Annotated in this window: 13 protein-coding genes; 4 read left to right on the top strand and 9 right to left on the bottom strand. The window is 68.7% G+C overall.

Annotated features, from left to right (window positions below):
* Positions 1 to 5: 5 nt before the first annotated feature.
* Positions 6 to 551 (bottom strand): MarR family winged helix-turn-helix transcriptional regulator, encoded by a 546-nt coding sequence (locus tag ACZ6O0_RS01490; protein ID WP_465762840.1) that lies wholly within the window; start codon positions 549 to 551, stop codon positions 6 to 8.
* Between the two features lie 56 nt (positions 552 to 607).
* Between ACZ6O0_RS01490 and ACZ6O0_RS01485 the strand changes: the two genes are divergently transcribed.
* A complete protein-coding gene (locus tag ACZ6O0_RS01485) occupies positions 608 to 1,318 on the top strand; it encodes an SDR family NAD(P)-dependent oxidoreductase (protein WP_465762839.1) in 711 nt (236 codons plus the stop codon).
* Between the two features lie 38 nt (positions 1,319 to 1,356).
* Positions 1,357 to 2,406, top strand: a complete 1,050-nt coding sequence (locus ACZ6O0_RS01480) for a LacI family DNA-binding transcriptional regulator (protein WP_465762838.1) — start codon at positions 1,357 to 1,359, stop codon at positions 2,404 to 2,406.
* A gap of 745 nt (positions 2,407 to 3,151) precedes the next feature.
* Here ACZ6O0_RS01480 and ACZ6O0_RS01475 read toward each other — a convergent pair.
* From ACZ6O0_RS01475 to ACZ6O0_RS01440, 8 genes are all read right to left on the bottom strand, one after another.
* Positions 3,152 to 3,508 (bottom strand): YciI family protein, encoded by a 357-nt coding sequence (locus ACZ6O0_RS01475; protein WP_465762837.1) that lies wholly within the window; start codon positions 3,506 to 3,508, stop codon positions 3,152 to 3,154.
* A gap of 71 nt (positions 3,509 to 3,579) precedes the next feature.
* The gene (locus tag ACZ6O0_RS01470; protein WP_465762836.1) at positions 3,580 to 4,035 is read right to left on the bottom strand and encodes a carboxymuconolactone decarboxylase family protein; all 456 of its coding nucleotides are present in this window, start codon (positions 4,033 to 4,035) and stop codon (positions 3,580 to 3,582) included.
* Between the two features lie 32 nt (positions 4,036 to 4,067).
* Positions 4,068 to 4,850, bottom strand: a complete 783-nt coding sequence (locus ACZ6O0_RS01465) for a sugar phosphate isomerase/epimerase family protein (RefSeq protein ID WP_465762835.1) — start codon at positions 4,848 to 4,850, stop codon at positions 4,068 to 4,070.
* Positions 4,851 to 4,853: 3 nt separating this feature from the next.
* Positions 4,854 to 5,678: a carbohydrate ABC transporter permease gene (locus ACZ6O0_RS01460; RefSeq protein WP_465762834.1), complete on the bottom strand. Its 825-nt coding sequence runs from the start codon at positions 5,676 to 5,678 to the stop codon at positions 4,854 to 4,856.
* The gene (locus ACZ6O0_RS01455; protein WP_465762833.1) at positions 5,668 to 6,612 is read right to left on the bottom strand and encodes a carbohydrate ABC transporter permease; all 945 of its coding nucleotides are present in this window, start codon (positions 6,610 to 6,612) and stop codon (positions 5,668 to 5,670) included. Before ACZ6O0_RS01455 ends, ACZ6O0_RS01460 begins: the two co-directional genes overlap by 11 nt.
* A gap of 5 nt (positions 6,613 to 6,617) precedes the next feature.
* Entirely contained in the window at positions 6,618 to 7,940 is a 1,323-nt protein-coding gene (locus tag ACZ6O0_RS01450) for an ABC transporter substrate-binding protein (RefSeq protein WP_465762832.1), read from the bottom strand.
* Between the two features lie 8 nt (positions 7,941 to 7,948).
* Complete coding sequence (locus ACZ6O0_RS01445) at positions 7,949 to 9,091, bottom strand: mandelate racemase/muconate lactonizing enzyme family protein (protein WP_465762831.1); 1,143 nt, start codon at positions 9,089 to 9,091, stop codon at positions 7,949 to 7,951.
* Positions 9,092 to 9,104: 13 nt separating this feature from the next.
* A complete protein-coding gene (locus ACZ6O0_RS01440) occupies positions 9,105 to 10,130 on the bottom strand; it encodes a hydroxyacid dehydrogenase (RefSeq protein WP_465762830.1) in 1,026 nt (341 codons plus the stop codon).
* 96 nt (positions 10,131 to 10,226) lie between these two features.
* On the opposite strand from ACZ6O0_RS01440, the gene ACZ6O0_RS01435 reads away from it, so the two are divergent.
* Both ACZ6O0_RS01435 and ACZ6O0_RS01430 read left to right on the top strand, forming a co-directional pair.
* Positions 10,227 to 11,117: a LysR family transcriptional regulator gene (locus ACZ6O0_RS01435; RefSeq protein ID WP_465762829.1), complete on the top strand. Its 891-nt coding sequence runs from the start codon at positions 10,227 to 10,229 to the stop codon at positions 11,115 to 11,117.
* Between the two features lie 46 nt (positions 11,118 to 11,163).
* Positions 11,164 to 12,114: an SDR family NAD(P)-dependent oxidoreductase gene (locus ACZ6O0_RS01430; protein ID WP_465762828.1), complete on the top strand. Its 951-nt coding sequence runs from the start codon at positions 11,164 to 11,166 to the stop codon at positions 12,112 to 12,114.
* Positions 12,115 to 12,253: the final 139 nt, after the last annotated feature.

The following is a 12,253-nucleotide window of genomic DNA, read 5'->3' as shown; positions in this document are numbered from 1 at the left end:
AAAGCTTATACGACGGACGAAGGTTTCCGGGCCTGCTCCGCGACCTCGTCGAGGAGTTCCTGCAGTTGCGCGGCGAGCTGCGCGCGGCCGGTGGGGGACAGCGAGGCCACCAGTTCGGACTCGCGGGTCAGCACCCGGTCGACGGTCCGCTCGATCAGGTCGTGGCCGGCCTCGGTGAGCGTCACGACCACCCCGCGGGTCCCGTCGCCGGCCGACCGGCGGGTGACGAGTCCGGACTCCTCGGCGCGGGCGACCCGCTGCGAGATGGCTCCGGCGGTGACGAGAGTACGGCGGCTCAGCTCGCGCGTACTCAACTCGTACGGCGCTCCCGCCCGGCGCAGCACACTGAGCAGATCCAGGGTGGCCGGATCCACGCCGAGATCCGCGAGGAGCCGTCGCCGGTCGTCCGCGAAGAGCTTGGCCAGCCGCCACAGGGGAGTGACGATCTCGATCGAGTCGGTCGGCGTACCAGGCCGTTCGCGTTGCCAGGCGCGGGCGATCTCCGCCGCCGGGTACGGGCTCGGGCCGTCGAGGGGATAGGTGTCTGCCACAGTCAGCATGATACGTTTAGGGCTAAACATTTAGACCTAAACGTGAGGAACTGGCGATGACGCGGGTGATCGTGGTGACCGGGGGAGCGACCGGAATCGGGCGGGCGACCGCCGAGCGGTTCCGCGCGGACGGCGACGAGGTGGTGATCACCGGCCGCCGGGAGGACGTGCTGGCCAAGACGGCGGCCGACCTCGGAGCCAGGGGAGTGGTGTGTGATGCGACCGACCCGGCGCAGGTCGAGCGGATGCTCGACGTACTCCCGGACCGGGTCGACGTGCTGGTCAACAACGCCGGTGGCAACACCGATTTCGGCCGGCCCGAGGGTGGCCTGGAGCAACTGAAGGCGAACTGGCTGGCCAACCTGGAAGCCAATCTGCTCAGCGCCGTCCTCACCACGACCGCGCTGGCTCCGCGACTCACGACCGCGGTGGTGCATCTGGGCTCGATCGCGGGCGCTCGCGGTCCGGGCTCGTACGGCGCTTCCAAGGCGGCGCTGGCCCTGTGGAACCAGGACGTTGCCGCCGACCTCGGGCCGCGCGGGATCACCTCGAACGTCGTTGCCCCAGGCTTCACCGCGGAGACCGAGTTCTTCCAGGGCCGATTGACCGCGGAGCGGCGCAAGATGTTGCTCGCGGCAACGATGACGAAGCGGGAGGGGCAGGTGGACGACATCGCCGCCACGATCCACTTCCTCGCCTCCCCGGCCGCCCGGCACCTGACCGGCCAGGTGCTGCAGGTGAACGGCGGCGCGCTCATGACTCGGTGAAATCCATGACAACGTCGCCAGGTGTGACAATGGGCGACATGCGTGCCACCGTCAAAGATGTCGCCAAGCTGTCCGGGGTCTCCCCGAAGACGGTGTCCAACGTGATCAACGGCGTCGTGTTCGTCCGGCCGGAGACGCGCGCGCGGGTCGAGAGTGCGCTGGCCGAGCTCGACTACGTGCCGAACATGAGCGCTCGCGGCCTGCGCAACGGCCGCTCCGGCATGATCGCGCTCGCGCTGCCCGACCTGCTCCGGCCGTATTCCGCGGAGATCGTCCACCTGGTCGTCGAGCTGGCCCACGAGCGCGGCTGGGGTGTGCAGATCGAGCAGACCGCGGCCGAGCCGAAGCGGGAGTTCGAGCTGTTGTCGAAGGCCCGCGCGTACCTGGTCGACGGCCTGATCCTGAACCCGGTGAACCTCGACGACAGCGCGGTCCTGTCGGCCGGACCGCTGCCGCCGGTCGTCCTGATCGGTGACGTCGATCAGGATCTGGTCAGTCAGGTCGCGATCGACAACGTCGCGGCCGCCCGTGACATGACCAGGCACCTGCTCGCCAAGGGCTGCCGCCGGATCGCGGCTATCGGTACGCCGGAGGTCCCGCGCGGCTCGAGTGGCACAGGAGTCCTGGCCGGCTCCGCCCAAGCTCCCGGTACGGCGGCGTCCCGGTTGCGGACCGCCGGGTACCGCCAGGCGCTCGAGGAGGCCGGCATACCGGTCGATCCTTCGCTCGAGATCGGGCTGGACCGGTGGCGGCCGGAGGGTGCCGCGACCGTGGTGGGGAAATACCTGGCGGACCACGAGTTGCCGGATGCGTTCTTCTGCTTCACCGACTCACTCGCGTCCGGGGCGTCGTCGGCGTTGTGGAGCGCGGGCGTCGCCGTCCCCGGGCAGACGCTGCTGGCGGGGTTCGACAACATCCTGGAGAGCCAGTTCATGATCCCGCCGCTGACGACGGTCGACTTCGACCGGCGCGCCTTCGTCGCGGCGGCCCTCGATCTGCTCGGCGAGCGGATGGCCGAAAAAACCGCGGCGCCCCGCCGAGTGATGATCCCGCACCGGATCATCGAACGCATCAGCACCACCCGATAACCGGTGCTTGCGGTCCTGGCCGCAACCTGGCTCGGGCGGTCTCGGCGCCGGCGGGCTGTGCGTTCTCCCGCGTCGGCTCCGCAGGCAAACGTTGGTTGTACCAGTGGCTTCGGTGGTCGGTTGAACGACGCTGGACAGCGGTTCCGGCCCGCGGGATTCCGGTCACGATCCCTTGAATTCGCCGTCACTCTCAGCAAGGGTTGCTGGATCACTTCCGCGTCGTTTCCGGGTGCGGGAAGGACGGGGAGTGTGCGGTCGTCGCGTCGTACCGGCGGCCGCGTCTACCGTCACTCGGGGGCAGTAACGATGAGAAGGGGGAAGTGTGTCAGCGATGACAAGGCTCGCCGAGCAGTGCCGTGATGTGAGGAGTCACGGCAACGCGGGACTCGGACGAGCTGCGATCCAACCGGCGGTGTGTACCGGCATCCACGAGGTGAGCTCGTCGATCCAGCCGGTCCGGCCGCGACGCGTGGCGGTGCTCAGACTGAGCAACGGAATGACCACCACGCTGCGACTCGGCGACGGTGCCCAGGCACCGGAGCGGGGTGCCACCGTGTTCGTCCGGGGTGGCCGGGGCAGGGGTGATCAGCCTGCCTCAGGTGGGGTCATCCTCGCGTCGGGCAGCCCCCACCGGACACGCATGGGCTGAGTCAGTGACTCGCCGGTCTCAGGTCCCAACGCCGAGCTGAGGCCGGCAAGTCCCTGGAGCAGCCCGGTTTCCTGCCGACGCACCCGGCAGTGAGTCTCAGGAGTTCTCCGGCATGGGATCCGTGAAGGAACGGATCTCGATCGGCGAGAATCGCGCCTCCGGCAACCTGGCGGCGATCTCGGTCGCCCGTTCCAGGCTGCAGTCGACCAGGTAGTAGCCGGCCAGGACTTCCTTGGCCTCCGTGAACGGCCCGTCGGTCACGGCCGGAATGCCGTCGGTGACCCGGACCACCCGGGCGTCCCTGGTGGTCAGTCCGAGTCCGTCGACGTACTCGCCGTTCGCCTTCAGTTCTTCGGAGAGCTTCCGGTGCTGGTCGAGCACCTGGTCGATGCCCTCCTCGTGCAGGGCGTCCCAGGTCTGCGTGTTCCCGTAGATCAGCAGCATGTACTTCATCGCGTGCCTCCATTCACCCGGGGACGTCGGAGCGCCGGATGCCTTCTCGACATCCGGCGCCCAGCTAACCATTACCAGGTGGCACCGGCAGGTGCGCGAACCGTCGTGTTGATCCGGTTGAACATGTTGGTGAGCGCGATCATCAGGACGATCGCGGACAGTTCCTTCTCGTCGAAGTGGTCGGCGGCCGCGTCCCAGATCTCGTCCGTGACCGCGTTCGGCCGGTCCGCCAGCCGGGTCGCCGCCTCGGCCATCTCGAGCGCGGCGCGTTCGGCGTCGGTGAACAGGTCGGAGTCGCGCCAGGCCGCGACCTGGTGCAGCCGCTCGTCGGTCTCGCCGTTCTTCAGCGCCGACTTGATCCCGCCGAACACGCACGGCGAGCAGCCGTTGATCTGGCTGGCCCGCAGGTGCACCAGTTCGAGTGTCGTCCCGGAGGCACCGGACTGGCCGATGGCCTTGTAGATGTTCTGGATGCCCTTGGTGGCGTCCGGCAGGATCATCGCGGGGTTGGTCATGCGTGCGTTCATGGGAGGTTCTCCATCGAGGTCAGGTGTTGATTTCACTCCCTTGACGGATGCTGCGCGGCGGATGTGACAGCTGCGTGGAGATCTTTTGCGAGCCGCTGTTCGACCGGTACGGCGGGATCGGAGTACTGCCCTGTCAGACAGATCGGCCCGGTGTAGTTGATGTTCCGCAGCGCCGCGAAGACCGCGGACCAGTCGGACAGTCCGTCCTCGGCCTGCACGAAGTACGGCTTCCACACACCGTCGATGCGGAGGTAATGCACGTTCTTCAGGTTGACGATGCCGAGGCGTTCCGCGCCGAGCTCGAGGGTCACCGCGGGATGGTCGCCGGCGAGTGCGTCGTGCGCCGCGTCCCAGACCAGCTTGAACCGCTCCGGCAACCCGTCCAGCAGTTGCAGTACGCCGAGCGTCGACGCGACGAACCGCCCGTGATGCGGCTGCACACCGACCTGGACGTCGTACCGCTCGGTGAGCGCGGCCGCCTCCTCGAGCATGACCCGGTTGCGCCGGACCGAGGCGGCGTACCCGTCCGGCCCGAGCTCGGCCATGATCCGGATCATCGGTACGCCGGCCTCCGCACACGCGGCGAACACCCGCTCGGACAGGTCACTGGCGACGCTGATCGGTTCGATGCCCTCGGCCCGCAACTGCGCGGTGAACTTCGGCAACTCGGCCCCGGCCGTCGCCGCGGTCACGTACGCGGTGTCGCGGACCGGGATCTCGGCACCGGCGAACCCGAGCCCGGCCACCAATCGCCCGAGCTCGTCACCCGGCAGCCCTGCCCAGGGTTTCGTGAAAACGGACCACAGATAGGTCATTGGTCAGCGGCCTCCCAGCCCACTCATGGTGATGCCTCGGACGAACCAGCGTTGGGTCAGGAAGAACAGGATGATCAGCGGGATCGTGGTGACGGTGGCTGCCATCAGCAACAGGTTCCACTGGGTGCCGTTGGTGTCCTGGAACACCTGCAGCCCGACGGACGCGGTCCGGGTGGCGTCGCTGTTGGAGATGATCAGCGGCCAGAGCAGGTTGTTCCACTGGCCGATGAACTTGAACACCGCCAGCGTCGCGATGGCCGGGATCGCGAGCGGCACGATCACCCGGACGAACGCCTGCCACCGGTTCGCGCCGTCCAGCCGGGCGGCCTCCTCGTAGTCCCGCGGGATGCCGAGGAAGAACTGCCGGAGCAGGAAGACACCCAGTGCGGTGAAGGCGTGCGGCAGGATCATCCCGGGCCAGGTGTCGATGCCGTGCAGCTTCGCGACCAGCACGAACTGCGGGATCAGCGTGACCTGCGACGGGATCATCAGCGTGGCCAGGTAGATCCCGAACAGCCAGCTCCGGCCGGGGAAGTTCAGCCGGGCGAACGCGTACGCCGCCAGCGCGGCCGTCACGGTCTCGAGCAGGGTGGTGCCGGCCGCGAAGTACACGGTGTTGAGCAGGTACTTGCCCAGCGGCACCAGGTCGAAGGCGCGGGTCAGGTTCTCCGGGTGCCAGCTGCTCGGCCAGAACGACGGCTTGGCCGCCATCGACTCGGCGTCGGACTGGAACGCGACCAGCACCATCATCACGACCGGGACCAGCGTGATCGCGGTGACCAGGAAGCAGGCGAAGACGATCAGCTTGCGGCGGACGTCAGTTGTCATAGTGCACCAACCTGCGCTGGAGGAGGAACTGTCCCGTGGTGATCACCACGATGAAGGCGAACAACACCAGCGATTGCGCCGCGGCGTACCCCTGGTCGTAGTTCTCGAAGCCGGTCCGGTAGATGTACATGACCAGCGTGGTGGTGCGGGTGCCCGGACCGCCGTTGGTCATGATCAGCGCTTGGTCGAAGACCTGGAACGAGCCGATGACCGAGGTGACGATCACGAAGAAGAGCGCCGGGGACAGCATCGGCAGCGTGACGTTGCGGAAGCTCTGCCAGGACGAGGTCCCGTCCACCCGGGCGGCCTCGTAGAGCTGTTGCGGGATCGCCTGCAGCCCGGCGAGGAACACCACCATGCTGAAGCCGAAGCTCTTCCACACGCTCATCAGGATCAGTGCCGGCATCGCCCAGTTGTCCGAGATCAGCCAGGCCGGCCCGTTGATGCCGAACCAGCCGAGCACGGCGTTCACCAGGCCGTCGTGCGGGATGTAGAGCCAGATCCAGACGAACGCGACCGCCACCGTGATCGTTGCGTACGGCAACAGCAGGAGCGAGCGGAAGACCGCGACCCGGCGCAGCCCCTGGTTCAGCAGCAAGGCCAGCGCGAGACTCACGACGATCGTCAGCGGCACACTCACGAAGGTGAAGTACGCCGTGTTGCCGAGCGCGGACCAGAACGTCGGATCGGGGCCGAGGCGGGCGAAGTTGCGCAGCCCGGCCCACCGTGGCGCGCTGAACAGGTTCCAGTCCAGCAGCGAGATCACGCCGGCGGCGAGGACCGGACCGGCGGTGAAGATCAGGAAGCCGATCAGGCTGGGCAGGAGGAACAGCCAGGCGGTCAGCGTCTCCCGGCTGCGCCAGCGTGGCGTCGGCCTCGAAGTGGTCCTTCGCGGTACGGCGGTGGTGGGTGCCGGTGCGGTGTCGACAGCCATCGTGGTCACCCCTTCCTGGCGGTGGCTTGGCGGATGTTGTCCTGGTGCTGGCGCATCAGGACGTCGAGACGTGGGGTCAGGCCGGTGATCGCGTCCGGCACCGAGACCTGTCCCAGGAAGGTTCGGGGGAGGTCCTGGCCGAGCAACTGCTTGACCTGGTTCCAGTTCGTGGTGACGTCGAACGCGTGTCCGCCGGCGAGCTTGCCGGCCAGGATCTGCTGGACGATGCCGAGGTTGTCCGGCGGTGGCTGGAACGCGCTGCCGGCGCTGAGCCGGGCCGGGTTGTTGCGGCCGGCCTGTGCGTAGATGTCGAGCGCCCCGGTACTGGTCAGGGTCTTGATCAGCTTCCACGCGAGGTCGAGCTCGGCGCCCTCGCGGACCCCCGATGGTATGGAGAAGCTGGATCCGGACACCCGCGGCGTGCTGCCGACAGCACCGGCCGGGAACGGGATGACGTCCCAGTCGAACTTGGCCTTGCGCACGTTGACCACCTGCCACGGCCCGTTCTGCATGAAGGCGACGTTGCCCTCCATGAAGTTCGACAGTGAGCTCTCGGTGACCAGGTTCTTGATCGGCGGGGTGACCTTGTCCTTCACGAACAGGTCGATGACGAACTGCAGAGCCTCCATCGCCTCCGGGGCGCCCAGCGTGCTCCGGGTCGCGTCGTCGTTCATCACGTTGCCGCCCGCGCAGTAGATCCACGACACCAGGTCGTCGATCGCCGGCGCACAGGTGAAGCCGTACTGCTGACCGGGCCTGGTGAGCTGGATCGCCAGCTCCCGGAACGTTGCCCACGGCATCGGAACGGTCTTCGAGGGCAGCTCGACGCCCTGCTTCTGCAGCAGCGTCTTGTTGTAGTACATGACCGTCGGCGCGACGTCGAACCCGATCGCGTAGGTCTTGTTGTTGAAACTCGAGATCCGGCGGCTCGGCTGGTAGAAGTCGTCCAGACTGAAGTCGGGATCGGCCTCGATCAGGTCGTCGAGCGGCCGGTGCGCGCCGCGGGCGGCGTACGTCGGGATCAGGGTGCCGTTGATCGCGGTCACCAGGCCGGCCGTGCCACTGACCAGTTGCAGGTCGAGCTTGGTCGGGTAGCCGTTGGACGGGGTCAGGGTCGGGACGGACTTCACCTTGAGCTGCTGTTCGACGTACTTGCTGAAGGCTTCCCAGACCTTCTTCTCCGCGGCGCTGCTCGACCACATCGACCAGGTGGCCGCGCCGGACGGCGGCCCGGACGAGCAGCCGGCGACAGATCCGGCCGCGGCCAGCCCGAGCCCGGCCAGGCCGGTCAGCTCGAGGAAGCCGCGGCGGGACAGCTTCGTTGCCATGTTTCTCCTCACCGATAGAGCAGGTCGATCGACTCGGCGCGGATCCGCTCCTCGTCGACCTGAACGCCCAATCCAGGGGCGGTGGGGACCGTTGCGACGGCCTTGGTGATGCTCAGCCCCTCGACGTACAGATCGGACAGCAGCTCCGGCCCGTTGAGCTCGGCGGGCAAGGCGAGCTCGAGCTGACTGAACACGTGCAGTGCGGCGGCGAACGCGACGCCGCAGTCCGTCAGGCCGCTGGCGAGGATCTCCACGCCACCGGCGAGCGCGGTCTGGGCGGTCTTCAGGGCGTTGCGCAGACCACCGGACTTGCAGACCTTGATCACGACCAGGTCGGCCGCGTTCAGCCGGATCGCGCGGGCCAGGTCCTGGGCGGAGAAGCTGCCCTCGTCGATCGCGATCGGCAGGTCGATGAGTTCGCGCAGCCGTTGCATCGCCAGCGTGTCGGTGCTCGGCACGGGCTGCTCGACGCAGTGGATCGTGCGGATGCCCGCCGTCCGGTCGAGGAGCTGCTTGAGCGCGCTCGGCCGGTAGGACTGGTTCGCGTCGAGCCACAGCGGCTTGCCACCGGCCACCTCTGCAACGGTCTGGATCGCCGCGGCGTCGGCGTCGAGATCGCCACCGATCTTGACCTTGTACGCCGCATAGTCCGACGACTGGAGGGCGTGTTCGCGGACCGCGTCCTGGTCGCCGACCCCGATCGCCGAGCACAGCGGGATCTCGTCGTACACCTTGCCGCCGAGCAGGGCGTGCACCGGCACTCCCGCGAGCTTGCCGGCCGCGTCGTGCATGGCGACGTCGACGGCGGCGCGGGCGAACGGGAAGCCGTTCGACACCGCGGGGCTGAGTCGCTTCGCGGCGCGCTGGTGGAACAGCTCGACGTCGAACGGCGTGAGCTCGAGCAGGATCGGCGCGAGGTGCCTGCGGATGACGACGGCCATGGTCTCGGCGGTCTCGTAGCTCCAGCTGGGCAGCGCTCTCTGCTCTCCCCAGCCGACGATGCCGTCCTCGGTGGTGAGCTTCACGAACACCACCGCAGCGGCCTGGTCAGGTGCGTCGTCGGGGGCGCCGACGGCTCCGCTGCCGATGACGAAGCGGCGGGCGAACGGGACCGCGACCGGGAAGACCTCGACCTGCGTGATGCGGGACATGATCGCCGTCCTCTCAGGCCGCGATCGACCAGAGGGCCGGGTCGACGAAACTCGGTCCCCGGCTGCCGTCCTCGAGCCATCGGAGCGCGTCCGCCAGTACGTACCCGGCGAGGGCGAGGTGGCCCTCTTCGGTGTCACCGGCGACGTGGGGGCTGAGCAGAAGGTTCGACGCCTGGAGGATGGTCGCGTCGAAGGACGGCGGCTCGGGGTCGTAGACGTCGAGGGCCGCGTACAGACGTCCGTCGAGAACGTGGTCGAGGAGCGCCTGCTGGTCGATCGCCGGGCCCCGGGACGAGTTCACCACGACCGCGCCGTCGGGGACCCGCTCGATCAGCTCGCGGGTGATCATGCCCTTGGTCTCAGGCACGTTCGGGACGTGGATCGTCAAGAAGGCGCTCTCGACCGTTTCCGGCAGGTCGGCGGTGCGGACGCCGAGCCGGCCGGCCCGCTCGGCGGTCAGGTACGGGTCATAGACGACGACGTCACAGCCGAAGGGCTTGAGCAGCGTGATGAGCGCGCGTGCGGTGCTGCTGGCACCGACGATGCCGACCTTCGCGCCGGCCAGCTCATGACCGCGGTAGCCGGTCTGCTTCCAACCGCCCTGGCGGACAGCGTCGTCGAAGCGCGGGAGGCGGCGGGCCAGGGTGAGCATCGCGGCCAGGCAGTACTCGCCCACGGACCAGGCGATCCGCGGGCCGGCCGAGAAGACCGCGACACCCTGGTCGAGGATGACCGGGTCGATCAGGCTCTTGACCGTGCCGGCCGCGTGCGCGATCACCTTCGGGCCGTTGCCGTCGGCCCACAGTTCCTTGCCGAGGTGCGGCGTACCCCAGCTGGTCAGCAGGACGTCGGCGCCGGACACCAGTTCGGGGACGGCGGCCGGGTCGAGCGCCGGCGGCCTGCCGGGCGCGGCCGGTCCGGCGGCGTGGGCGGACTGGGCCCAGACGACCTCGAACCGCTCCTCGAGCAGCCGGCGCGTGGGGGCGTCGATCACGTCGGCGGCGCGTTCGGGGGTCATCAGAGCTGCGAGTTTCGGCACCGTGGAGGCTCCTTCGGTAGGGCGTGACCTTGACGGTAGGCGCTTTCCGTTATGCAGGTCCAAGCCCTATTTCGCATGAACCGATACCGTGCCGGTATGGACTTGTCGCTGCAGCAACTCCGCGGGTTCGTCGCCGTCGCCGAGGAACTCCACTACGGCCGCGCCGCTCAGCGGCTGAACCTGACCCAGCCGCCGCTGACCCGGCAGATCCAGGGGCTGGAGCGATCGCTGGGGGTCCGGCTGTTCGACCGGACCGGTCGCGGCGTGCGGCTGACCGCGGCCGGCGACGTCTTCCTCGAACACGCCCGCCGGGTGCTCGCGCTGCTCGAGGTCGCGCCCGAGGCGACCCGCCGCGCCGCGGACGGACAGACCGGGACCCTGCGGATCGCCTTCACCGCCATCGGCGCGTACGCCGTCCTCGCGGACTTCCTCACCATGGTCGGGAAGCGAACGCCGGCGGTGACCGCGGAACTCACCGAGCTGGTCAGCCCGGCCCAGTTCGAGGCACTGGCGAACCTGGAGATCGACATCGGCCTGGTCCGGCCGCCGATCCCATCGCAGTTCGAGTCGGTGCTCGTGCACTCGGAGGACCTGGTCCTCGCCGTACCCGCCGACCACTCGCTGGCAACCGGCGACACCCCGGTCACGCTCGCCGACGCCACCGAGGACTACATCGGCTACAGCCCCGAGGGTTCGCAGTACCTGCACGACATCTGCGCCGCGATGATCGGGATGGACCGGTACGCCGTCAGCCAGTTGGCCTCGCAAGTGCCGACGATGCTCGCGCTCGTCCGGGCCGGTCTGGGCTGTGCGCTGATCCCGCGGTCGATCATGGCGATGGGGGTCGAGGGAGTGCGCTACCGCGAGCTCGACGCGGCCGACGCACACTCGGTCACGCTGCATGCGTGCTGGAGTCCGGACAGCCCGAACCCTGCTCTGCAGCGACTGGCCGAGTCGTTGCGCGAGAACCCGCACCTGGACGCGTGACCGGCGCCTTGACCTAGAGTGCGCTCAAACTCGTAGAGTCCAAGCCATGACTGCACAGCACAAGATCGGTTCGGGGTTCGGGCACGACAGCACCGCGGACGACGTCCTCGCCGGCATCGACCTGACCGGCAAGCTGGCGGTCGTCACCGGCGGGTACTCCGGTCTCGGCCTGGAGACGACCCGTGCGCTGACCAAGGCCGGTGCGCACGTCGTCGTACCGGCCCGGCGACCCGACGCCGCGCGCGCGGCGCTGGCCGATGTCCCGGGCGCGGAGGTCGACGAGCTGGATCTCGGCGACCTCGAGAGTGTGCGGGCGTTCGCGGACCGCTTCCTGGCGTCCGGGCGATCGATCGACATCCAGATCGACAACGCGGCCATCATGGCCGCTCCGGAGACGCGGGTCGGCCCGGGCTGGGAGGCGCAGTTCGCGACCAACCACCTGGGGCACTTCGCGCTGGTGAACCGGCTCTGGCCGGCCATCGCCGCGGACGGTGGCGGCCGGGTCGTGTCGGTGTCGTCGACCGGGCACCGGCGCTCGGACATCCGGTGGGACGACCTGGAGTTCCGGCAGGGGTACGACAAGTGGCAGGCGTACGGGCAGGCGAAGACCGCGAACGTGCTGTTCGCCGTCCAGCTCGATGCCCTGGGCAAGGATTCCGGCGTGCGCGCGTTCGCGCTGCACCCGGGTGGGATCCTGACCCCGCTGCAGCGGCACCTGCCGCGGGAGGAGATGGTCGCCTTCGGCTGGATCGACGAGGACGGCAACCCGCTGAACCCCGGCTTCAAGTCGCCGGAGCAGGGCGCCGCGACCCAGGTCTGGGCCGCGACCTCACCACAGCTCGACGGCCTGGGCGGCGTCTTCTGCGAGGACTGCGAGATCGCCGAGGTGTCCACCGACGACACCCCGGGCGTCCGGCCGTACGCGATCGACCCGGTCTCGGCGGCCCGGCTGTGGACGGTGTCCGCGGAGCTCACCGGAGTGAACGCGTTCGGGTAAGGTGGTTCGCACCAGGAACAACGGACTGAGGAGGTGGGACCGATCACCGATAGGGCAGGTTGGTTGCTCCCGCCTCGAGTGGTTGGCATCGCACGCTGACCGCGGGAGCCTCGTAGGTCGAAGGGGTTCTGTGTCTGTA

Source organism: Kribbella sp. NPDC048837, from assembly GCF_055586945.1.
Note: the sequence above shows the minus strand (reverse complement) of the source record. Positions and strands in the feature narration are given on the sequence as shown.